The sequence below is a fragment of the Stenotrophomonas sp. CFBP 13725 genome (genome assembly GCF_014841935.1).
In the GTDB taxonomy this organism is placed as follows: domain Bacteria; phylum Pseudomonadota; class Gammaproteobacteria; order Xanthomonadales; family Xanthomonadaceae; genus Stenotrophomonas.
In genome coordinates this window covers 96,078-119,001 of sequence record NZ_JACYUV010000002.1, presented here as the reverse complement: position 1 = coordinate 119,001, position 22,924 = coordinate 96,078, and the positions used below count along the sequence as shown (strand labels likewise).

Genomic DNA, 22,924 nt, shown 5'->3' with positions numbered 1-22,924 from the left:
AGCAACCCAACACTGTTCAGCACTGCCTTTAAGCTACCTGACTCGGAATAATCGATGATCGATGACCGAAGTCGAGACAGAACAGTTTTAATGGTGAAGCCTTGCACCACGCCCGCCATAGCGAACCTCCCAACATTTTGCAGAATTCAAGCGATGTCGCCCAAGGGTCGACGTCTCAAACCCATCTCATTCCACTCTGATTTCTAGGGCTTTTCATGCGGCACCATCTCCGACGAGACTGCCTTCGTTTCTTCGCCCACCATGCCGTTCCGCAGGAAGAAGAAGATGAAAAGGACGGTGTGAGTCAGGCCTAGGATCGCCTCCATCGCGACAATCCATTTAGCCTCCGGCGTTTTTGGAAGAATGTCGCCGAAGCCTAGCGTGGTGAAAGTGGCCGTGGAAAAATAAAATGCATCGGTCAGTGTGGCGGCACGCGCTAGGCCCTCTCCTCCTCCAACGAGAGGAAAAGCATAGTAAAGGGACGCGAACCCGCCGATGTAGACTACCGTGACCAGTGCGAAAAGCATCAGAATTCCCAGCGAATCCTTTTTTCTGATGACTATCTTTCGATGCGAGGTAAAGGCGAATATTGCGTAGCTAAGTATTAGCATCACAACCCAAATCCATATTCTCCAATCTACCGCGCGATCATCCCCCGTCACCAAAGTCAGGAAAGATGGACTGAAAGCGGAAACCGCCAACAGCGCAGCAAAGCCGAGACGCTTTCTGCCTGATACATCCAATTTATCCAACAAATCCACTCCTTTCTCAATAATTACCTGCATTCCCTTGCCTCATCATGACGGATCCGTATTGATCGGCCATCAGCAATGATTCTTTAGGACCGTCCTTTGAACGTCTGTCTCCAACTGGGCCTGCGGGGAGTCATCGTTTTCACGGCGGCTGCGCATGCATAACGGGCATGGTGGGGGTATTCGATGAAGGAACACATCCATGATGCCCAAGCGCCTCCGCCTCACCTGCCTGCTCGCCGCCTGCATGGGCCTGACCGCCGCTCCGTTCGCCATGGCCCAGGCGCCCGCCGCCGCTGCCCCCACTCAAGCGCCGGCCAGCGAGCCGGTGAACATCGAGCCACGCTCGCCGCTGCATGCGCAGGTGCTGCTGGACCGCGCCAACTTTTCGCCCGGTCAGATCGATGGCGAGGTCGGATCCAACCAGCGTCGCGCGGTGTCGGGTTTCCAGGCCGCCCATGGGCTGAAGGTCACCGGTGAGCTGGACGATGAAACGTGGACGGCCCTGAAGGCCGACAGCACCAACATGCTCACGCGCTACACGCTGACCGCAGAAGATGTGGCCGGGCCATTCCAGCCCACCCCGAAGGGCCCTGCCGCACAGGCGCAATTGAAGGCTCTGGGCTTCGGCACGGTGGAAGAGGCACTGGGTGAGCGCTTCCACGCATCCCCTGCGCTGCTGAAAGCACTCAACCCCGGCATCAACCTCGGCCAGGCGGGCGCCACGATCCAGGTACCAAATATCGGCAGCGGCGCGCTGCCCAAGGCAGCGAAGGTACTGATCGACAAATCGGACTCTACCCTGCAGTTGCTGGACGACCAGGGGAAAGTACTGGCGCAGGTGCCGGTGTCTTCCGGCAGCCAGCACGATCCGCTGCCGATCGGTGAATGGAAGATTCTTGGCGTAGCGCGTGACCCCACTTTCCACTACAACCCGAAGCTGTTCTGGGACGCAAAAAAGGGCGACACCAAGCAGACGCTGCCGCCGGGCCCGAACAATCCGGTGGGCGTGGTCTGGATTGACATCTCCAAGCCGCATTACGGGCTGCACGGCACCCCCGAGCCGGGCCACGTCGGCAAGACGGAATCGCACGGCTGCGTGCGCATGACGAACTGGGATGCGATGCGCGTGGCCGATGCCGTGGGACCGTCGTTGACCGTCGTGATGCAGGAGTGACCGGATGCGCGTGATGCCGTTGATTGCAGTGGGGCTGGTGGTAGGCATCGGCGTGGGCTGGTGGCTGTTCGACACACGGGGCGATGCGGTCGACATCGCGCCTGTGGATCCGGCGACCGTGATCGCCGTCCCTGAGACGGCGGCTGCCGGCGTACCGGGCGCGGTCGCGCCCGAGGCGGTCCCCGTGGCAGGCGCACCGCCGGTCACTGCCCCGCCCGTGGCGAGCCCGTCTGCCATGCCGCCGCCTGCGCCGGTGGCGTCGGGCAGTGGCCTGCTGCTGCCGGTCCAAGGTATCCAGCCATCGCAGTTGCAGGACACGTTTACCGACGCCCGGAGCGAAGGCCGGGTGCATGATGCGATCGACATCATGGCGGCGGAAGGCACGCCGGTGCTGGCGGTGGCCGATGGCCAGGTCGAAAAGCTGTTCGACAGTGATAAAGGCGGGCTGACGATGTATCAGTTCGACCCCGACGGTGTGCATTGCTATTACTACGCGCATCTGCAGCGGTATGCGGATGGCTTGGCGGAGAAGAAGCAGATCAAGCGGGGCGAAGTGATCGGGTATGTCGGCAGCACCGGCAACGCGAACAAAGATGCGCCCCACTTGCACTTCGAGATCCACCTGTTGGGGCCTGAAAAGCAGTGGTGGAAGGGCGAGTCGATCAATCCGTATCCGCTGCTGACCGCACGGTAGCGCCGCGAGCGGTACTCGGCGGACGGGTTCCGCCGAGCACCGCTGCGCTCGCCGACCGTGGGTCGGCGCTACCAGTGTCAGATCGTGATTTCGCCGTTTTCTTCGCCGTCCCACCACGTGAGGCGAGCGGCGCGGACGTGCAGCAACACGATGCCCGGGGTATCGATACCCTGCTCGAACCAGCGTTCAAGGTCGTCCACCCAATGCTCGGCAAAGGTGGCCTTGTCGGTATGCAGGTGGCAGTGCCCTTGCACGGCAATGAAGATCGGCGGCTTGCCCAACAGGGACTTCGCGCCGGTGAACGACAACCCGACCTTCGGGTCGCGCCGGATGTCGGCGACCATGCGCGTGTTTTCATAGGTGAAGAACCAGCTGTCACCGTCGTAGTCCACGTCGCCGTTGTTGCTCATCGGCCGTGCCGCGAGTTCACCGCCGTCGGTGATCGTCTGCAGCATGACGAAATCGATGTCGGCCATCTTCTTGGCCAGGTCCTGCAGCGTCTTCGTGCTCATGGGGCGGTCTCGCGTCGGTGGTTGGTCCGAGGGTGGACAGCTCGCTGTAAACCGCCCGTGCACGAACAGCGACGGCGGCGTGCGCAGGGTCACCCGATCACCCCGTAGAGCACCCCGAGCCCGAACAACGACGCCACGACGGACACCGACGCCAGGACCACGGCGATCATTTCGAGGCGCGCTGGGGTACAGACCCTTCGGCGGGGCCCGCGCACTCAACGCCGCCAATGCACGGCGTCGCAGGCGGTCTGGGCCAGCTGCCGTCCGGCCTGCAGCAGTGCGCCCTGCAGATGATCGCCAAGCTGCTGCTCCGGCCCGGCGTGCTGCCGGGTCAGATGGGCAGCGTGCAGAATCTGCAGGATGCCGTGCAGCCCCTGCAGGCTGCGACTGGCCAGCGCCAGATCACCGCAGCGCCCCAGCCCCAGGCCTTCCTCTTCCCACAGCGTACCGTCCGCACTTTCGCCGTGATGCATCAGGGAGAGATGGGCCACCAGCGCGGGGGTGGGATCGCCCATGCCCTGCGCTTTGAGGGTTGTTTCCAGACGCTCGGCCAAGTGGCGCGGGATATCGAGCACGGCATCGCCGATGAGGGCATGGAGCCGTGCGCCGGGGGGAGAGAATTCACCCATGGAATGCCTGTCCTTCGCTGTGGCCACCCGCAGGATGCGGGGTGGCGGACGGTGCGGGTTGGCATACCGGAGCTTTCAATCACCATCAAACCGGCGGATCGGGTAAGGATCCCCACGCACCGCCCGCCGCAAGCCGGCAGGACGATGCATTCTCCGCCGTCCCCGAAGGGCCACAACAGAGATGGTGATTTGAAAACTAACGGAATGCCAATCCCGGCTGGAACTGTTGATTCCAGCCTCTGCATCGTCGATGCGATGGCCCGACGGGGATATCGGCGGATGTGTAAAACGGCAGAGGGCGTGACGACCGCTGGTCGCCACGCCCTCCGTGTGAAGCCCGCCGAGCAGAGCTCGGCGCTACCGCGTCACTGCCTGGGATCAGGCGAACGGGTCCTGCAGCACCATCGTGTGGTCGCGGTCCGGGCCGGTGGACACGATGCTGATCGGGCAACCGGCCAGCTCTTCCAGCGAACGCAGGTAGGCGCGTGCGGCCGGCGGCAGGTCGTCCCAGGTGGTGATGCCGTGGGTGTTCTCGGTCCAGCCCGGGAACTCCAGGTACACCGGCGTGCACTCTTCCCAGCCCTGCCCGTCCAGCGGCGCGTACTCGGTACGCTTGCCACGGTATTCGTAAGCGATGCAGATCTTCAGCTTTTCCATGCCATCCAGCACGTCCAGCTTGGTGATGCACAGGCCGCTGATGCCGTTGATGGCAACCGCGCGCTTCAGCGCCACGATGTCCATCCAGCCGCAACGACGCGGGCGGCCGGTGGACGCACCGTACTCGGCGCCGCGGTCACGGATGCCCTGGCCGATTTCGTCGTCCAGTTCGGTCGGGAACGGGCCACCGCCCACGCGCGTTGCGTAGGCCTTGGCGATGCCCAGCACGTAGTCGATGGAATCAGCGCCGACGCCGGCACCGGCCAGTGCACCACCGACGGTGGTGTTGGAGCTGGTGACGTACGGATAGGTGCCGTGATCGATGTCCAGCAGCGCGCCCTGCGCACCCTCGAACAACACCCGCTTACCCTGCTTGCGCAGGTCGTGCAGGATGCCGGCCACGTCGGACTTCATCGGCTGCACGTATTCGCCGAAGGCCAGCGCTTCATCGAAGGTCTGCTGGAAATCGACAGCATCGGTGCCCAGGTATTTGGTCAGCACGAAGTTGTGGTAATCCAGCGCGGTGCGCAGCAGCTCTTCCAGCTGCGCCGGGTAATGCAGGTCGGCGATGCGGATGCCGCGACGCGCCACCTTGTCTTCGTATGCCGGGCCGATGCCACGGCCGGTGGTGCCGATCGCCTTGCCACCGGCAGCGCGTTCGCGCGCCTGGTCCAGGGCGATGTGGTACGGCATGATCAGCGGTGCCGCCGGGGAGATCTTCAGGCGCGAGCGCACTTCCACGCCGGAGGTTTCCAGCTCGGCGATTTCTTTCTGCAGCGCGGCCGGGGAGATCACCACGCCATTGCCGATCAGGCACAGCGCATCAGGACGCAGGATGCCTGACGGGATCAGGTGCAGGACGGTCTTCTTGCCGTTGATGACCAGCGTGTGGCCGGCATTGTGGCCGCCCTGGAAACGTACTACGGCACCGATTTCCTCGGTGAGCAGATCGACGATCTTGCCCTTGCCTTCATCGCCCCACTGGGCACCAAGCACTACGACAGACTGACCCATGACGGGCTCCTCGAATTGTGTGCGGCCATCGGGGCCGCTGACGGGTAAACCGTGGCAGGACAGGCCAGCGCGGGATGGCGGCTCCAACGGGGAGGCGCCGGCGAAGGAAGGTCCCGGACACAGAAAAAGCCGAACGGGAGGGCCCGTCCGGCTTTTGTGCATTATCCGGGTTTCAGGGGGCAGGTGCCACCCCGGCCGGGGTACGGGTCAGCCACGGTTGGGGTCGGTCGTACCGGCGGCAGCGTCGCGCACGGGGAATAGATACTCGAAGGGCTGGGCGGGGCGCGGCGTGCAACCGAAGGCGCTGTCGAAGCCCTGCACGAATCGGGCCAACCCCGCGCGAAACGGGCCCGGCGGGTGGTCATCTTCGGCAACCTGCCGCCGCAGTTGCCGCTCGGTGGGATTGGCGGCGTGCAGGCCTGCGGCGGCAAGAAAAAAGCGCTGTAGATCGAACGACTCCCCTGCCGCCTCGGCCTCGGCCTGCCCGGCGCGTCGCGCCGCACTGATACCGCGCAGGTCACACGCGGCTTCTTCCTGCACGCGCGTGGCGTTCAGATGCGTCTGGTCTATCCACATGTCCCCGATACGTTGTCGGATGGCGGTGTCTTCGCGTGCCATCAGCGCTTCCGCCTCGGGGCTCAGGTCGCGCGCTTCGCCCAGCAGGTGCGCGATCTCATGCCCCAGCATGAAACCCAGCAAGCCCCAGCGCTCCTCACGGGATGAACCAAGGTGCTCAAGGCTGTCCAGCAGCGCCGGCGAAAGCATGACCCGTTCGTCGATCACGTTCGTCCCGAGCGAGAGGTGATGCGCAGGTCCCGCAAGGAGGGAATCGGTGGGGCCTTCAATGATGGCCAGATCGTTGCGGGTCGCGAGCACGTCCAGCGCCTGCATATTGGCAAGGTGCGAGGCCGAGGCGATGAATCCGTCCCAAGGCACCTGCTGGCCTGCATCGTCGAATACCAGCTGGACGGCTTCAAGCGCGGCGTGCAGCGAGGCGCGGTCCGCATCGGGCAACGCGGACATCGCCAGGTCGTCGATGAACACCTGGCGGATCGCATCGAACATCGCCAACGCCGGCGCGGTCAGCGCCGGTGCCATGCGCTGGCCGTACCACGCACTGAGCAGCAACCTGCCGCCGCGGCTTTCATCCAGTTGTTTCAACCGCGCTGGCGGTTCGACACTCCCCAGCAGATACCCCTGTGCGCGACGCGCCTGGTGGTACTGCAGGAATGCCCGCCAATCGGCAAGCGGGCGCCGTTGCAGCATCACGTCAAGCTTCCTGCAACTCTCCATGGTGATGTACAGCGACGTCATCGGATCCAGGCCCAGCGTTTGCCAGACGGTCTGCCAGGCAAAACCCGGCAGCGCCGCCTCGGCTTGGGAAAGCGTGTAGGAATTCACCTGCACAGGGGCTTGGGCCAGCGTGCGCTCCATCTCCAGCACCGTGTCTGCGGCCGCAGCCGCGTCGGTGGGCGCCATGCCGGACGTGCGCAGCAGGTCGGCAATGCGATCACGGTAAGCCAGCACATCGGGATGCGAAGGGGGCAGGCCGTACACCGCACCATCCGGGCTGCCAAGCGCGAAACCTGCGGCCAGCACGCCGTTGAGAAAGAAGCGCTGCAGGCCGAGCACCGACTCCTGCCCTCGCAGCATGCCCTGGCATATGTGGTGCTCGATGTCGGCTCGGCTGGCGAGCGCGGCAATGGCATCGCGCTGCGGCCGGAAATGCGACCATCCCCGGCCCGCCGGATCGGCGGCGGCAGCCCAGGTTGCGGCAAGTGCGGCCTCGGCGCCCCCCGCTGCAGTGGATGCCTGCTGCGCCAGCGGCAGCAACGACTCGCTGGCGTGATGACGCATTTCCGCGAAGCGGGTCGGGATCTCACGGCCCGGTGGGTGCTGCAGTTTCCAGAAGCCGTTGACGTAGCTGTCGAGCTGGCCGCAGGGGGTGGCGAACCACGCGGCGATGCCTTGCCACAGCAGTGAACTGCCGGCGCCGCCGCTCTCTTCGGCCACCGCGAGCGCTTCGGCATTGGCCAGCATTTCCAGCGGCTGCACCAACGGGTTGAACAGATCCGGGTGGAAGGCCTGCGGAAGTGGTGCGGCAGGTGTCGGTGCAGCGGCAGGCACGCAGCGCACGGCGTGCGGGCGCACGGCGGCCAGCAGGGATGACCCCGCCGGTGGGGGCCTCGGTGGCAGGGCCGTATCGTCTTGCCGCATGCCGGCCCGCGCCCCCAGTGACGCCGCCTGCTGCCCTGCCAGCAACACGACCGTGCCCAGCGTCAGCGCGCTGCGCAGGTCCCAGGACCGGTTGCCGACAAAGCCAAGGCCCGGCACCCGTTTCGGCATGCGGCCTGCACGCCCTGAAACGGGCTGGCGGTGCGCCTCCCTCGCGACCTCATTGTTGCCCTGACGTGCGCGAACATCCCCCACTGCAATCGGCATCGTTCCACCTCCTGACCAGGAAGCTCCAACCCTAGTGAAGGTGCGTCAGGCGTCATAGGGACGCATGCGTCAATGAGCGGGAACTGGCAGTGGGGTGCGTGTCAGCAGGGTGCGTGTCAGTGCCGCGCCCACCACAGCAGGCTCAAGCCGGCCAGCAACACCAGTCCGCCAAAACTGCGCAGCGCCGGACCGGGCAGGTCCAGCAGGCGCTCGGCCATGCGCTTCCACGCCAGCGGCGCGGCGAACAGCAGCAGGCCTTCCAGCACCGCCACCAGGCACAGCGCGGCGAACAGGTCTTTCATCCGGTTTGAACTCCACGAAAAGCACGAGGCCCGGACATGCCGGGCCCCGTACGAAGCAACTACAGAACTTACTTGTCGCTCTTCAGGTACTGCAGGAACGGATCATTCTTGTCCAGCACGATCACGCCATTACCATCGGTCAACGAGTTGCGGTAAGCCTCAAGGCTGCGCGTGAACGCGTAGAACGAGGGATCGGCCGAACCCGCCTGCCCGTAGATGCGCGTGGCATCGGCATCGCCCTCGCCTCGCATCCGTTGGGCATCACGCTCGGCAACGGCCACCAGCACCGTGGCCTCACGATCGGCCTGGGCACGGATGGTCAGCGCCTGTTCCTCGCCTTCCGCCCGCAGCTTCGCGGCTTCCTGCTTGCGCTGTGCACGCATGCGCTCGTACACATCATTGATCACCTGGCTGTCGGTCGGCAGGTCGATCTGCTTGATGCGCAGGTCGATGATCTGCATGCCCAGGCCCTTCACCGCCTCGTTGATGCCGGTCAGCTGATCGGCGATCAGTTCGCTGCGGTCACCCGATACCAGCTCGGTCAACGAACGCGAGTTGATCTGGTTGCGCAGCGAGTCGGTGATGATCGGTGCCAGGCGGGCATTGGCCACGCGCGGATCGCCACCGGTGGCGCGGAAATAATCGCCCACGTTGGAGATGTACCCGATGGCGAAGAAGTCAACGCTGACATCCTTCTGCTCGGCGGTGAAATACCGCGCCGGTGCCGTGTCGAGCACCTGGAAACGGCGATCGAACACGCGCACGCTTTCCACCAGCGGCACCTTGAAATGCAGGCCCGGCTTGATGTCCGCACGGACCACACGGCCCAGATTCAGCACCATGCCGGTCTGGTCCTCACGGACCACGAACACCGAACCCAGCAGGCCGAACAGGATCACGACCACCAGGCCGATCCACAGTGAACTCCTCATTGGCTGCCCTCCTCACGGCCGTTCGGTCGACCCGTCGGACGGCCCACCGGCCGACCTGGATCACGCGGAGCGGTCGTTGCACTGCCGGTCACGGCAGGCAGCACGACATCCGGATTGGTCAATGGCAGCTGCGCCGCACCGGTCGGGCGCGTTTCACCCGGGAACGGTACGTACAGCACCTGGCGGCTGTCGCCACCGATCACCTTGCGGTTTTCGGCCAGCACCTGCTCCACCGTTTCCAGCCACAGGCGCTTGCGGGTCACGTCCGGCGAGTTCTTGTACTGCTGCTGCAGCAGGGTGAAGCGCTGGGCGTCACCCTCTGCACGCGAGACCACCGCCGCCTTGTAGCCCTCGGCCGTGGTGCGGGTACGTGCGGACTGGCCGCGCGCTTCCGGAACCACCTTCGCTGCATAGGCCTGCGCCTCGTTGATCAGACGCTCCTTGACCTGCTGCGCACCATTGACCTCGTCGAAGGCCGGCTTCACTTCTTCCGGCGGGCGCGCGTCAGGCAGGGTCAGACCGGTCACCGTCACACCGGTGCGGTACGCGGCCAGCAGGGTCTGCAGGCGCGTTTCGGCCGCCGTCGCCAGCGGGCCACGGTTGTTGAGCACCGAGTTCAGGTCGGCACGGCCGACCTCTTCACGCACCGCACTCTGCGACGACTGCTCCAGTACCTGGTTGGCATCGAATGTGCCGAACAGGAACAGGCGCGGATCATCGATGCGGTACTGCACGTTGAGCGAGACGTTGACGATGTTCTCGTCGCGGGTCAGCACCGGCACCGAGATCGAGAACGTCTTGATCTCCGTGGCGTTGACCTTGGTCACCGACTCGATCGGCCACGGCAGCTTGAAGTTCGGGCCGGGCTGCAGGATGCGCGAGAACTGGCCGAAGCGCAGGACCACGCCCCGCTGTTGTTCGCCTATCAGCTGGAAGCTGGAGAACAGCAACAGCAGGACCGCCGCGATCGCGATCCAGCGGACGATGCCTCCATCGAACATTTCCTTCAACGGCCCCGGGAACCCACCCCAGCCACCACCAAATCCGCCGCCGCGGGGCTTGGAAGGCCCCCGCCGGTTGTCTTCGGGACGTTGTCCGTCCCTGTTGCCGCCGGGTGTATTCCAGGCCATGCACGCTCCATCTGTATTGGGCCGCGCCACGGGCCCTTCCCGTGACACCAGCCTTGTACCGGTTTCCCTGATTCTACAAGATGGGGCGGATCAGGAGGATTGGAAGGGGGTAAGGTGATATTTCCCCGTCAGCGAGCGTTGCAATGTCCCTCCCCGCGTCTTTCACCGCCTTCCGTATCCACCAGGACGACCACGGCCATCGTAGCGGCCTGGAATCGATAGGCCTGGATGACCTGTCCGCCGGGCAGGTGCTGGTGCGGGCGCACTGGTCCTCGGTGAACTACAAGGACGCCCTGGCTGGCACGGGCAAGGGCCGTATCCTGCGGCGCTTCCCGCTGGTGGGAGGCATCGATGTCGCCGGCACGGTGGTGGCCTCCACGGATCCGGCCTGGCGTGAGGGCGATGCCGTACTGGCGACCGGATGTGGGCTGAGTGAGACCCGCGACGGGGGCTACAGCCCGTACGTGCGCCTGGAGTCCAGTGCCGTCATCGCCCAGCCGTCCGGGCTTTCCCCGCGCGAGGCGATGGTCATCGGCACCGCCGGATTCACCGCCGCGCTGGCGTTGGTGCGCATGCAGGACAACCGGCTCACCCCCGCTCATGGTCCCTTGGCGGTGACCGGTGCCAGCGGCGGCGTTGGCTGCCTGGCCGTGGATATCTTCAGCCGCGCGGGGTATGCCGTGCATGCGATCAGTGGCAAGCCCGGCCAAGCCGACTGGCTGCGCTCGCTGGGCGCCGCCGAGGTGCTGCCGCGTGAGGCCCTGGCGGATGCCGGGCCGCTGCAGTCGGCGCGTTTCGGCGGCGGCCTGGACAGTGCAGGCGGGACGATGCTGACCAGCCTGTTGGCCCAGACGGTGCCCTACGGCAGCGTGGTCAGCGCCGGTCTCGCTGCGGGCCCATCGCTGGAGATGACCGTGATGCCCTTCATCCTGCGGGGGGTGTCACTGCTTGGCGTGTCCTCGGCCAATGCACCCCGCGCGCTCCGCGAACAGGTCTGGGCGCAGCTGGGCACGGCCTGGCGGCCCGCACACCTCGATGCCATCTGCACACGGGAAGTGGTGCTCGCCGACCTGCCCGAGGTCTTCGATGGAATGCTGGCCGGGGGATCGACGGGGCGCACGGTCGTGCGGATCGACTGAACGTTGCAGGCGGGCGACGGACGGTGCGGCCTTTGCTTCACCCTGCCATGAGCAGCGCACTACACTGCTGGCATCACTTGGGGAACAACATGGCACGCATCCTTATCGTCGACGATTCGCCGTCGCAGCTGTTGGGGATACAGCGCATCGTCGAAAAACTCGGCCACGAGATCCTGACCGCCACCGACGGTGCCGCGGGCGTGGAAGCAGCACGCGCCGCGCTGCCCGATCTGGTCCTGATGGATGTGGTGATGCCCAACCTCAACGGGTTCCAGGCAACGCGCACGCTGGCCCGCGACGCATCCACGCGGCACATCCCAGTGATCCTGGTCACGACCAAGGATCAGGACACCGACCGTATGTGGGGCATGCGCCAAGGCGCGAAGGCGTACATCACCAAGCCGTTCTCGGAAGATGAGCTGTCCGAGGTGCTGGAGCGGGTGTTCGCCGGGCAGCCCTGACGGGGTGGTCGAACGGGTGGGGCCCCCTCGCGGCTGGCTCTGACAGCAGACTGCTTGCTTGGGGCCAGGCGGTGGGGCTGGTCGGGGGACGGCAAAAGCCGCTCCTGCGGGCCTCGTTTCGCGCCATCCATGGCGGGGTCCACGTCATCGCATTCGCGCTGCCGCTCCCACGCTTTGCTGCGCAAACCGCGGGCCCCGTCTCACCAGCACCCACACCCCGCCGCTTCGCGGCACGGGTCCACGTCATCGCATTCGCGCTGCCGCTCCCACGCTTTGCTTCGCAAACCGCGGGCCCCGTCTCACCAGCACCCACACCCCGCCGCTTCGCGACCGCCCCTGACTCAGGGGCTCCCTCCACCAGACGGGTCAATGCGGCCTGTGGTAGCGCCGACCCATGGTCGGCGAGCGCAGCGGGCCGTTGGCGTGAACACTCCGCCGAGCACGGCTCGGCGCTACCGATTCATGCCTGCCATGTTCCTGCCGACAAGCGGCCCTGCCGCCCTTGCCTCGGACGTTGCCGTTGCCGTTGCTTCAGAGCGGGTGCCGGGCGCAGCCCGGCCCCTACCACGCACCCTTACACCGATTCGCCGAACGCCTTCGCCAGGTTCTGGTAGGCCTTCTTCTGTGCTTCGTCGGTGGCCGCCGGGGCGACGATCTCCAACTCCACGATCTGGTCGCCGTCCGGATTACCCGGCAGCCCGCGCCCGCGCAGGCGCAGCTTTCGGCCCGCATCGGAATCGGCCGCGATCTTCAGGTCCACCGCGCCGCCCAGCGTGGGGACGCTGATGCTGGTGCCCAGTGCCGCCTGCCAGGGGGTCACCTGCAGGGTGTACAGGATGTTGCGCCCGTCGACCTCAAACTGCGGGTGCGCGGCGTATTCCACTTCGAGCAGGAGATTTCCGCCGTCGGTACCCTGCCCGCCCAGCCGGATGACCTGCCCCGGCTTGATGCCCTTGGGCACACGCACGTCCAGCTGCCGCCCGTTGACGGTGATGCGCAGCGTATCGCCGTTGTAGGCCGCCTCCAGCGGCACCGACAGCTTGGCCCGGGTGTCGCGCTGCGGTGCCTGGCCGGCACTGCTGAACCCCGGGCCCGGCCCACGGCCACCGGCGCCGCGCTGGCGGGCGAACAGGCTCTCGAAGAAGTCGCTGAAGCCGCCGTTGGCCGCGCCGCCACCACCGAATACCTCTTCGAAATTGAAGCCTGCGCCACCACCGTAGTTCGGCGGCACATTGAATTCTTCGCCAGGCCGGTAGCCCTGCGCGCGCAACTGATCGTAGGCGGCGCGCTTCTGCGGATCCCGCAGGGCCTCGTACGCCTCGTTGATGCCCTTGAACGTGTCTTCCGCCCCGGCCTCCTTGCTGACGTCCGGGTGGAACTTGCGTGCCAGCCGCCGGTAGGCGGTCTTGATCTCGGCCTCGCCTGCGGTCGGCTCGACCCCCAGGGTGGCGTAGTAATCCTTGAATTCCATCGTGCTACCTCGATTGATCCGTCGGCACCGGGGGCGCCGACCCATGCATATTCTAGCGGCAGCCGCGTGCGGGGCCGGTCAGCAGCTGCACCGGCGGCGCCTGGTTCGGCAGATGGGCCTCAACGCCGGTTTTTCAATCCGTTGACACCGCCATTCCACGGCCTTGCCTACCCTGCAGGCCTGCAAGGAGACCCCATGAGCATCCGCGTCGGCGACCGCATTCCGGAAGTGACACTCAAGCGTATCCGCGATGGCATCGAAACACTGGATACCCGCGCCCTGTTCCAGGGCCGCAAGGTCGTAATGTTTGCCGTCCCGGGTGCTTTCACCCCGACGTGCTCGGCACAGCACCTGCCCGGCTACGTCACGCGCTTTGCCGAGTTCCGCCAGCGTGGCATCGAGGTGTACTGCATGGCGGTCAACGACCCCTTCGTCATGAACGCCTGGGGAAAAGACCAGAACGTGCCGGACGGACTGTTGATGTTGTCCGACGGCAATGGCGACTTCAGCCGGGCACTCGATCTGCAGCAGGACGCGAGTGCATCCGGCATGGGCACCCGCTCCCGCCGGTTTGCCCTTTACGTGGAGGACGGCACCGTCCGTGGCGCATGGGTCGATGCGCCGGGCGCGTTCGAGGTGTCCTCCGCCGACCACGTGCTGCAGCAGCTACCCGCGTAGGTCGACGACCACGCGTCCCCCACCGAAAGGAGAAAAGGCCAGCCATGTCAAAGCCAGCCAACCAACCGCATCCCGCCCATCCCGCTGGCATCAGCGACCGTCAGGTACTGCGTGAGAACGCGCGCCGCAATGTGGAAGATGGGGCGATCACCGATTCCTACAGTGCCGACCGCAAGGCCGTCATCAAACTGCTCAACGATGCCCTCGCCACCGAATACGTGTGCGTGCTCCGGTACTACCGCCACTACTTCACCGCCAAGGGGATGTTCGCCGAGTCGGTGAAGGCCGAATTCCTCGAACACGCGCAGCAGGAACAGGCACACGCGGGCAAGCTGGCCGAGCGCATCGTGCAGTTGGGCGGCGAGCCGGATTTCAATCCCGACACGCTGACCGCACGGTCGCATGCCGAATACAAAGAGGGCACCGACCTGCGTGACATGGTCCGTGAGAACCTCATTGCCGAACGCATCGCGATCGACAGCTATCGCGAGATGATCAACTTCGTCGGTGACAAGGACACCACGACCAAGCGCATCCTCGAGGAGATCCTCGCGCAGGAAGAGGAACACGCGGATGAGTTCGCTGACCTGCTGGATGGCTGGATCGGCAAGTAACCCGCCCATGCAGCAGGGCAGTGGGTGACGATCGGCTGTCGTCACTCACTGCACTGGCCGATGCCCCGCGGTCCAGCATCAACGCGCCACTGTAAAACGCACCTGGGTCCATGCACCGTCGTTGGCAAGCGCGGTCAGCGTGTGTGCACCCGTCTGCTCGAGCACCGGGTTGAAGGGTTGCGCACCGCGGGTGCGTGCCAACCAGCGCCCGTCCATCAGCCAATCAATCTCGTGCTCGCTGCCCAGGGCGCGAAGCTGCAGGCGGACGCCCTGGGTGTTGCCGGGCGCACGCGCCAACGTCGCGCCGTCGTTCAGTCCGTCGATGTGCAGGGCGATGCTGGACTGGCGCCCATCGTCACGACAATCCGGTGCCAGTGCCGGCAGCTGCGAGGCCTTGCGCGCCGCCTCTGGCAGCCACGGTGACAGCAGTGCGGGCCAGCGCGCGATCTCGCGCTCTTCCTCATCGTGCACCGCGCTGCAGTCGGCTGAAAGGCGCAGGCCGGTGACGGCGTCTACCTGGTAGCGCTGCCTGCCGGGCTGCCAGCGGCGCGCATCGCGCTCGGCGAAGGTCGGCGGTACGTTGCCGTCGAGCAGCCACGCCTTCAGACGTCGCTGGCACAAAGCGGGCGGCAGCTCGGACGCCAGCCCGCCACCGGGCCAGCAGATGTCGGCCTGGCTGACGCTCACGGGCGCAGGCACGGCGTGGCCCGCGCCTGCACCGCGCGGCAGGCTGTCCACCACTTCGAACATAAGCGGCAGCGCCGTGACGGCGCCGTACTGCCCGGGCAGCGGTGTGCCATCGGGCCGTCCGACCCATACCCCCACCGTGTACTGGCGGGTGCTGCCGATCGCCCAGGCATCGCGGTAGCCATAGCTGGTTCCGGTCTTCCACGCGACCCGCGGGCGCCCTCCCACATCGAAGGTATCAGTGCCCTGCCCCGGCCGCGGGTTGGCCTCCAGCATCTCGCGGGTGATCCATGCCGCGCCCGGTGACACCAGCCTGCGCTCCTGCAGAGGCGCCTCATCGGTATAGCGCACGCGCCCGGCGATTCCGCCCCGGTTCAACGCGGAAAAGGCACCCACCAGGTCTTCCAGGCGCGCGCCTGTGCCGCCCAGGATCAACGAAAGATTCGGTGAACTGCCGCGCGGAAACCGCAACTGGATGCCGGCATGCGACAGACGCGCGGCAAAGCGCGCAGGCCCCACACGGTCCAGCAGGTCCACGGCAGGCACGTTCAGCGACAGACGCAACGCCGTGGCCGCGCTTACCGGGCCGTTGAAGGCCTCATCGAAGTTGCCCGGCCGGTAGCCGCCGAAGCTCTGCGGCGCATCCACCAGCAGGCTCTCCGAATGGATGAGTCCGTCATCCAGCGCCATGGCGTACAGGAACGGCTTCAGCGTGGAGCCTGGCGAACGCCAGGCCTGCACCATGTCCACATGGCCCAGCCGTTGCCGATCGCCGAAATTCAAGGTGCCCACATAAGCGCGCGCCTGCAGGGTCTGGTTGTCGATGACCAGCAGCGCTGCCGAAGTCCGTTCGGGCAGGGTGGAAAAATAGCTGGCGAGGCGTTCTTCCAGCGTGCGTTGCAGGTCGATGTCGATGCTGCTCTGGATGCGCGCCTGGTCAGGCTGCGCTGCATGCAGCCGCTGGGCCAGCAAGGCCGCATGCAGGGGCGGCCGCAGGGAGCGAGCCACCACGGTTTCCATGCGCGCATCGGCCACCACGTCGGCGGGCCATTGCTGCAGCGATTGCATGCGCGCCAGCACCTTGTCCCGGGCCCGCTGCGCTGCCTGCGGATGCCGGTCCGGCCGCAGCCGGCTGGGCGCCTGTGGCAGAACAGCCAGCAAGGCCGCTTCGGCGTGTGACAGGTGCGCTGCGGATTTGCCCAGATACGCCCAGCTCGCCGCCTCCACCCCTTCGATGGTGCCGCCGTAAGGCGCGCGCTCCAGGTACAGGGTCAGGATATCGCGCTTGCTGAGGTGTACTTCCAGCTGCAGCGCCCGCAGTACCTGCTTGAGCTTGCCCCACGGCGTACGCGTGTGCGGATCCAGGATGCGCGCGACCTGCATGGTCAAGGTCGAGCCGCCGGATACGATGCGGCGCTGCCCTGCCATCTGCTTGCCTGCACGCAGCAGTGCGACCGGATTGATGCCGGGGTGGCGCCAGAACCAGCGATCCTCATATCCCAACAAGGCCTGCAGATAGAGCGGCGACACCGCGTCCACCGACGCCGGATAGCGCCACACCCCTTCTGCGTCCGCAAAGGCGCGCAACGGGCTGCCGTCCTGCGCTACCACCAGCGTACTGGTATCACGCCGCGTCGGCAGCGGCGGCGGGAAGACGAGGTCCATCACCAGCAGGGTCACCAGCAGCGCAGCCAGCGCCCAGCGCACCCAGCGCAGAATCGGACCAGACCAAGGGAGGCGACGGCGGAAGCGGGCAGACGATGCGATCACGCGCTGCACCTGCCGACGACAGCGACACGGGCGAGCCATTCCGGCACGGCTGCGCAACGGTTTCCACCCTGGGCTGCGGCGCCGCGCTTTTTCTCCGCTTCCCGGACACCTCGATGCCCTTCATTGCTCGTACTTCCCTGTTCCGCACCGGCCTGCTGGCTGCAGCCGTATGCGCGACGGCCGCGTCGGCCTGCTGCGACCCATCTCACTGGGGCTAAGACAACCTGGCCAGCCCGTCCCAGTGGGCTGGCATCGCGCCTGCCTGTGCCGGCCCCCAGCAGTCGCCCATCGATCTGTTGAGCAGCGACATCCAGCACGGCGCGAAGTCCGCACTTGAATCGGATTAACAGGACACCCGCTTCGAGGTGATCAACAACGGTCACACCCTGCAGGCGACGCCGCAGCCGGGTGGCGCGAACACCATCACGCTTGACGGTGAAACGTTCACGCTGGCCCAGTTCCACGTGCACACGCCCAGCGAGCATATCCGCCTGTACGCCCCCATCAATCCGGCACGATTGCTGCCTGACCACTCCCGCGTCGTCCATTACACCGGTTCACTGACCACGCCGCCGTGCACCGAAGGCGTGCTGTGGAACATCGAAATGGAACCGCAGACCCTCTCCCGGCAGCAGCTGGACGCGCTGCGGTTTGTGTTCCCGCACAAGGCGCGACCGATCCAGTCATTCAACAAACGCGCGCTCATCGACGAGCCGGCCGCGCCGTGATCCGCCGCGCGGATGGGCTGCGTGCGCAGTCCATCCGGCGTTGCCACCAGGCACGCGATCACGGCTGCACCACCGTGATCGTCGACGGATTGCTCCGGCCTACGCCCCGCAGCTGCGGCCGGTACATGTCTTCCACCAACGAGGGTGGCACGGTGTAGGTACCCGGCGTCACCGCACGCACGAGGTAGAACACGGTCGCCTTGCTGCCGCGCGACAACTTCAGCGCGGCGACGTAGCGGTCGTCGCGGAACTCCTCATGCTGCACCTGGGCCGCATCGCTGCGGTCGTTGATGCCGATGCCGTCGACCACCACGTCGGCCCACTGCTTGGCATCGCCCAGGTTGAAGTTCTCGATCTCCAGGCCGGCCGGCAGCAGGTCAATGAGCAGCGCGTCAGGCATCGTGCCGTCCGGGGTGACCGTGACCCGCACGATCAGCGCCTCGCCTTCCTTCAACGGACGCGGCGTCCAGGGCTTACCGTCGGTACCGAACCAGCTGCGCTCCACGCCTATCACGCTGTTGTCCGGCGCCGGCGCGGTGCGCGGAATGCCGGCAACATCGATGCTGGCGAACATCGGAGGCTCGCCCGTGGGACTGAACCGTACGCCGCTGGCCAGCTGAGCCGCATCGAAGCTGCGGCCGAACAGACGGCGCTCACTGATGACTTCGGACTGCGCGCCGATGAACAGCTCGCCGGCCACCCGCTTCTTCTGGTTGGCGGCCAGCGCCTTGCCCAATCGCGCGATCGCCACCTGCTCCTGCGTGCTCAGCCACATCCAGCCGCTGTTGCGGCGCGCATCCAGCTCGCGGCCCAGGTCGACCGAACGGGCGTCCCAGGCCGACGTGGCCAGGCCGTGCTCGTGCGTGAGCGCGATCATCAACGCATCGTCGCGGATCGCACTGCCGTAGTCACCGAAGTAGGACGGCCGCTCGCTGCTCGGCTTGGCGAAGCCAGCGGCAATGGCGGCCTCACCCCGCTTGCGGTCGCCCTGCAGCGACAGCGCAACGCCCAGGTGCACCAGCGGCAGCCCGCCGATGGCCTTGGCCCGCTCGTTGTCATACAGCGTGCGCAGGGTGCCCAGCGGCGCACGGTTGACCCGTGCCAGCACATAACCGGAATACGCTTGGTTGGCGAACTTCAGGTTGTCGCGGCGATCCTGTCCATAGAACTGGTTGCCCCCGGACAGCAGATCCTCGCTGAGGCGGTTGAGCGCTTTCTGCAGTACGTTGTCCGGCACAGCGAAACCGGCATCGCGCGCATCCAGCAGGAACTCGGTGATGTAGGGCGTCAGCCAAGGATTGACGTAACCGTCGTCACCCCACATCGAGAAGTTGCCGTTGGCCACCTGCATCGACGCCAGTCGACCAAAGGCACCCTCCATGCGCTCACGCCGGACCTTCGCATCCAGGCCATCGGCGCCCAGCATCGACGACGTCGCCTGGTCCAGGATCAGGGCGGCGTAGCCCTTGCTGGTGGTCTGCTCGGCACAGCCATAGGGATAGTTCAATGCGCCCTGCAGCGCGCTGGCGAACGGAATCGGCGGCAGCGGGCTGACCAGCAGGCGTGCGGTCACCGACTCGGCCATCAACCCGTCCAGCAGGGTGCTGTCCAGGTTCACCGCGGCCAGCGGATCCAGCGTACGCACCTGCGAACGCAGCACCTGCGGCCATGCCGCGCGCACGGGCAGTTCATAGCGGCGGTCCGCCTTGAAGCCATTGCCCTCCACGCGCACGCGCACCTTGGCCACGCTGTGCCCGTCACGCGCACTCAGCGGGAAGCTCAGGGTGCTCTTGGCGTCGGCAGCCAGCTGCACGCTGCGGGTACCCTCGCCCAGGCTCAACGGGCCGTCGGTGTCCACCCGCACGTTGAACTGGCCGGGCTTTCCGGTGAAGTTCTGCACATCCAGGGTCACCGTACTGCGGTCACCCGGCGCCAGCACGCGCGGCATGCTGGCCTCGGCCAGGATCGGGGCGCGCACTACCGTCTCCACGTCACGCTTGCCGTAGTGGTCATCGGAATAGACCAGCGCCGATACCCGCAGCGTGCCGTTGAAGTCAGGCACTTTCAAACGGATGCGCGCATTGCCCTTGGCATCAAGCTGCACAGGGCCGGTGAACAGATCCACGGTCTGTACCCGCGCGGTGGGCCGCTTGGCCTGCGGCAACGCCGCCAGCGCCATGTCGCCACCGAACTTCAGCTTGCCGCTGCTGCCGTCGAAGCTCTCGATGACCCGGCTGTAGATGTCATACGCATCGATGCCCAGCCGACGCTGTGCGAAGAAATGCGCCGCCGCGTCCGGCACCGGGAACCGGGTGATGTTGAGGATGCCGACGTCCACGGCGGACACCGTCACGTAGGCGGACTTGCCCGCCAGCTGCGGCGCACTCACCGTCACCGGCAGGTCCTGCTCCGGACGCATCTGCTTCGGTGCGACCAGACCGACCGCTACCGTCCGTGCCTTGCGGTCCATCGGTACGTGCACCACGCCCACGGCCCGCGCCGGCGTCACCTTGCTGGGCGCACTGCCGCCGCGGAACACCAGCGCGGTGATGTAGACGTCGTGCCGCTCCCAGTCTGCAGTGACTGGAATCTTGAACGTACTGCCCGGCTTGGCGTCGATGTCCTGCACGTAGATCATGCGATCGGTCTCCACCATCAGCACGCCACGTCCGGCATGCGGCGGCGTCACCGTCACTTCCAGTGTGTCGCCGGCCTTGTAGCCGGTCTTGTCCAGCGCCAGCTTGACCTTGTCCGGGCGCGCATCCAGGCCGCGGTTGTCATCGCCCCAGCTCCAGCCCGCCCGGAACGGATAGCGGCTGGTCAGTCCGGTCGCCGGGTCGAATACATCGACGCGGTACTCACCCCATTCCACGGGCACGTCGAAGGCCACCGCGCTGGTACCCGCATCGACGGTGCGCGTGTCTTTGTTCTCGAAGCGACGGGTGAAATCGTAGTCCCAGCGGTTGTCGTTGAATGCCCAGTGGTAGTCACGCAACTCGCGTACCAGGGTGACTTTCAGGCCCTTCGCGGGCTGCGGCTTGCCTGCCGCATCCACGCGCATCAGCTCGAAGCGCGCGGTGCCGTTGGCATCTGCACCGTCGTCAGGGTTGAACAACGGGCGCACGCCGACCAGCGCCGCAGCCGGCCACATCACCCGCTTCAAGGAGCGGTTCACGGTGCGGCCACCAGTTTCATACAGGCTGCCCGACAGCACTACCGCCACAGGCGTCTTCGCCTTGGCTGCCTCTTCCGGCAGGTCGATATCCTGCTTCAGCGAGCCGTTGGCCGGCAGCTCGGTATCCAGCACATCCTTTGCTTCGCGCGGCAATGCCACGGTCGGGTCGCCGAAGAAATAGCCTGGCAGACCCTCCACCGGCTGTTGCTCCACCGCCACGGCCAGGCGCGCGGTCAGCCGATTGCCATCGGCCGGCGCGCCGTACAGATACGCGCCGTCTGCCTGCAGGCGCAGCGCAGCGCCCGGCTTGAGGCTTTTCTGCGGGCTGTCCAGGTCCAGCTTCATGCGCTCCGGCAGGAACTCTTCGATCCGCAGGGTCATGCCCTGGATCGCTTCCTTGCTGGCCGGGTCGGTACGGAACTCCACCTGCCAGCGGCCTGTCGGCGCGTCGGCGGGGATCAGCTGCTCGAAATTGAAGTATCCCTGCGCGCCCGGCTGCAGCTGGGTCTCGCGGAAAATCTTGCCGTCGGGCTGTTTCAGGCGCAGGAACACGGGTTGGCGGGCCTTGGCGTCCTTTGCATCCTTGCCGGCTGCGACCGGCTTGCCATCGTTGTCGCGCAGCAGCGCCGACAGCCTGATCGTTTCTCCCGGGCGATACAGGTCACGCCCGGACCAGGCAAATACATCGAACCAGGCATTGTCGCGGCCGGCGACGGCGAACTCGCTCAGGTCCAGCGCGGGCTGGTTGAACGGGATGAAACTGGTGTCCTTGCCGCTGCCTGCCACCAGCACGTGGCTGGCATCCAGCGTGTAATCCAGCAGCGCATTGCCGTTGCCGTCGGTGCTGCCGCGCAGAACGACCTCGCCCTTGCCATCGAGCACGCGCACGTCGACCTTCTTCAGCGGCGAACCGTCCTTCAACGAGGCGGTATGGACGAACAGCTTGTCCTTGTAGGCCCGCGTATGCAGGCCGATGTCACTGACGCTGAAGAACGCCGTGTCGAACTCGCCATCGAAGGCACCGGTGCGCTTGAGCACGGCGAAATACAGCCCTGGCTCCTGCAGCTCTTTGATGTCCTGCGTCGGCAGGTAGGTCAGCACGCGTCCGTTCTGCTTGCCACCCAGGATGAAACGGTTGACGTACACCGGCTCGGCCAGACGGCTGATCGGGGTGCGCTCGCTGTAATCACTGTCCAGCTCCCAGCTGCCACGGCGGCCGCCGCGCTGGTACTGGCTGAAGAACGTGGGCAGCTCCTTTTCGCGGACCCGCAGGAACTCCACGTCCACTTCCGGCACGTTGACCGACACCACGGGCAGGCCGCGGCTGTCACGGGCCGGCAGGACACTGCCCTGCGAAGCGAAGCCGGCGACCGCCTTCAGCTCACCGCTGAAGACCTTCTGCCGCAGTTCCTTGCCAAGCCGGCTGCCATCGGCGGCCAGCAGGTCCTCGGACACCACCAGTGAATATTCCTTGGCCGCTTCGACGAACGGATAGCGCAGCGTCCTGCCGTCGTCGGACAGGGTCCAGCTGCTGTCTTCGGTGCCGACCTTTTCTTCGAAGCGCACCAGCGCGTCGAAATCCTGCGTACCGACCAGCGGCCGCGAAAACTCCAGCGCCAGCGACAGACCGTCGTTCTTCTGGTCGGGGTAAGCGCGCAGCAGGACGAACTCGGTCACCTGCTCGGCCTTGGCGGTGATCGCCTCGCCGCTGGCGGCAGGCAGCTGACCGCTTTCATTGCGGTTGCAGCCGACCAGTCCCGCCAGCAGGCTTCCTGCCAGCAGGGCCGTCGCCCACCCCCATTTCCGAAGCCGCGCAGGACCGGTCATGTCGTCACTCCTTGAACAAGGAGGGCATTATGCCCCTCCCTGCACCGGTAGTGACGGCTGCTGGCCGTCATCCGTCATCCGCATCCGACAGGGTAGTGAGAGCCGCTGGCCGTCAACGGGCATCGCGCTGACG

The 22,924-nt window shown here is 66.1% G+C and carries 18 protein-coding genes; 7 read left to right on the top strand and 11 right to left on the bottom strand.

Annotated features, from left to right (window positions below; genetic code table 11):
* Window positions 1-203 precede the first annotated feature (203 nt).
* The gene (locus IFT65_RS03630) at window positions 204-785 is read right to left on the bottom strand and encodes an ion channel (protein ID WP_192080263.1); all 582 of its coding nucleotides are present in this window, start codon (window positions 783-785) and stop codon (window positions 204-206) included.
* Between the two features lie 172 nt (window positions 786-957).
* Between IFT65_RS03630 and IFT65_RS03625 the strand changes: the two genes are divergently transcribed.
* Both IFT65_RS03625 and IFT65_RS03620 read left to right on the top strand, forming a co-directional pair.
* Window positions 958-1,929, top strand: a complete 972-nt coding sequence (locus IFT65_RS03625) for a L,D-transpeptidase (RefSeq protein WP_192080722.1) — start codon at window positions 958-960, stop codon at window positions 1,927-1,929.
* Window positions 1,930-1,933: 4 nt separating this feature from the next.
* A complete protein-coding gene (locus IFT65_RS03620) occupies window positions 1,934-2,623 on the top strand; it encodes a M23 family metallopeptidase (RefSeq protein WP_192080261.1) in 690 nt (229 codons plus the stop codon).
* A gap of 77 nt (window positions 2,624-2,700) precedes the next feature.
* Here IFT65_RS03620 and IFT65_RS03615 read toward each other — a convergent pair whose 3' ends face one another.
* The 7 genes from IFT65_RS03615 to hflK all read right to left on the bottom strand — a co-directional run bounded on the left by IFT65_RS03615 (window position 2,701) and on the right by hflK (window position 10,241).
* Window positions 2,701-3,135 carry a pyridoxamine 5'-phosphate oxidase family protein gene (locus IFT65_RS03615; RefSeq protein ID WP_192080259.1) on the bottom strand — a complete coding sequence of 145 codons (435 nt, stop codon included), beginning with the start codon at window positions 3,133-3,135 and terminating at the stop codon, window positions 2,701-2,703.
* 215 nt (window positions 3,136-3,350) lie between these two features.
* On the bottom strand, window positions 3,351-3,764 hold the full coding sequence (locus IFT65_RS03610; RefSeq protein WP_192080257.1) for a hypothetical protein: 414 nt from the start codon (window positions 3,762-3,764) through the stop codon (window positions 3,351-3,353).
* 378 nt (window positions 3,765-4,142) lie between these two features.
* Window positions 4,143-5,435 carry an adenylosuccinate synthase gene (locus tag IFT65_RS03605; protein ID WP_188324631.1) on the bottom strand — a complete coding sequence of 431 codons (1,293 nt, stop codon included), beginning with the start codon at window positions 5,433-5,435 and terminating at the stop codon, window positions 4,143-4,145.
* A gap of 207 nt (window positions 5,436-5,642) precedes the next feature.
* Window positions 5,643-7,781, bottom strand: coding sequence for a M13-type metalloendopeptidase (locus IFT65_RS03600; protein ID WP_192080255.1), 2,139 nt, complete (start codon window positions 7,779-7,781; stop codon window positions 5,643-5,645).
* 212 nt (window positions 7,782-7,993) lie between these two features.
* Window positions 7,994-8,179: a DUF2065 family protein gene (locus IFT65_RS03595; protein ID WP_192080254.1), complete on the bottom strand. Its 186-nt coding sequence runs from the start codon at window positions 8,177-8,179 to the stop codon at window positions 7,994-7,996.
* Between the two features lie 68 nt (window positions 8,180-8,247).
* Window positions 8,248-9,111 carry a protease modulator HflC gene (locus IFT65_RS03590; protein ID WP_188324634.1) on the bottom strand — a complete coding sequence of 288 codons (864 nt, stop codon included), beginning with the start codon at window positions 9,109-9,111 and terminating at the stop codon, window positions 8,248-8,250.
* Window positions 9,108-10,241 (bottom strand): FtsH protease activity modulator HflK, encoded by a 1,134-nt coding sequence (gene hflK / locus IFT65_RS03585; RefSeq protein WP_188324635.1) that lies wholly within the window; start codon window positions 10,239-10,241, stop codon window positions 9,108-9,110. The genes IFT65_RS03590 and hflK overlap by 4 nt, the downstream gene beginning before the upstream one ends.
* A 143-nt stretch (window positions 10,242-10,384) precedes the next feature.
* On the opposite strand from hflK, the gene IFT65_RS03580 reads away from it, so the two are divergent.
* Both IFT65_RS03580 and pilH read left to right on the top strand, forming a co-directional pair.
* The gene (locus IFT65_RS03580) at window positions 10,385-11,380 is read left to right on the top strand and encodes a YhdH/YhfP family quinone oxidoreductase (RefSeq protein WP_192080253.1); all 996 of its coding nucleotides are present in this window, start codon (window positions 10,385-10,387) and stop codon (window positions 11,378-11,380) included.
* A gap of 89 nt (window positions 11,381-11,469) precedes the next feature.
* Window positions 11,470-11,841 carry a twitching motility response regulator PilH gene (gene pilH, locus IFT65_RS03575; RefSeq protein WP_188324637.1) on the top strand — a complete coding sequence of 124 codons (372 nt, stop codon included), beginning with the start codon at window positions 11,470-11,472 and terminating at the stop codon, window positions 11,839-11,841.
* A gap of 574 nt (window positions 11,842-12,415) precedes the next feature.
* Here the strand turns inward: pilH and IFT65_RS03570 are convergent.
* On the bottom strand, window positions 12,416-13,312 hold the full coding sequence (locus tag IFT65_RS03570) for a DnaJ C-terminal domain-containing protein (protein ID WP_192080251.1): 897 nt from the start codon (window positions 13,310-13,312) through the stop codon (window positions 12,416-12,418).
* A gap of 195 nt (window positions 13,313-13,507) precedes the next feature.
* On the opposite strand from IFT65_RS03570, the gene IFT65_RS03565 reads away from it, so the two are divergent.
* Both IFT65_RS03565 and IFT65_RS03560 read left to right on the top strand, forming a co-directional pair.
* Complete coding sequence (locus IFT65_RS03565) at window positions 13,508-13,990, top strand: peroxiredoxin (RefSeq protein WP_192080249.1); 483 nt, start codon at window positions 13,508-13,510, stop codon at window positions 13,988-13,990.
* 44 nt (window positions 13,991-14,034) lie between these two features.
* Window positions 14,035-14,604, top strand: coding sequence for a ferritin-like domain-containing protein (locus IFT65_RS03560; RefSeq protein ID WP_188324640.1), 570 nt, complete (start codon window positions 14,035-14,037; stop codon window positions 14,602-14,604).
* 78 nt (window positions 14,605-14,682) lie between these two features.
* On the opposite strand, the gene pbpC is transcribed toward IFT65_RS03560, so the two are convergent.
* Window positions 14,683-17,100, bottom strand: coding sequence for a penicillin-binding protein 1C (gene pbpC / locus IFT65_RS03555; RefSeq protein ID WP_192080247.1), 2,418 nt, complete (start codon window positions 17,098-17,100; stop codon window positions 14,683-14,685).
* A gap of 326 nt (window positions 17,101-17,426) precedes the next feature.
* On the opposite strand from pbpC, the gene IFT65_RS18640 reads away from it, so the two are divergent.
* Window positions 17,427-17,789, top strand: coding sequence for a carbonic anhydrase family protein (locus IFT65_RS18640; protein ID WP_192080245.1), 363 nt, complete (start codon window positions 17,427-17,429; stop codon window positions 17,787-17,789).
* A gap of 58 nt (window positions 17,790-17,847) precedes the next feature.
* Here the strand turns inward: IFT65_RS18640 and IFT65_RS03540 are convergent, their stop codons facing one another.
* Window positions 17,848-22,791, bottom strand: a complete 4,944-nt coding sequence (locus IFT65_RS03540; RefSeq protein WP_192080243.1) for an alpha-2-macroglobulin — start codon at window positions 22,789-22,791, stop codon at window positions 17,848-17,850.
* Window positions 22,792-22,924 lie beyond the last annotated feature (133 nt).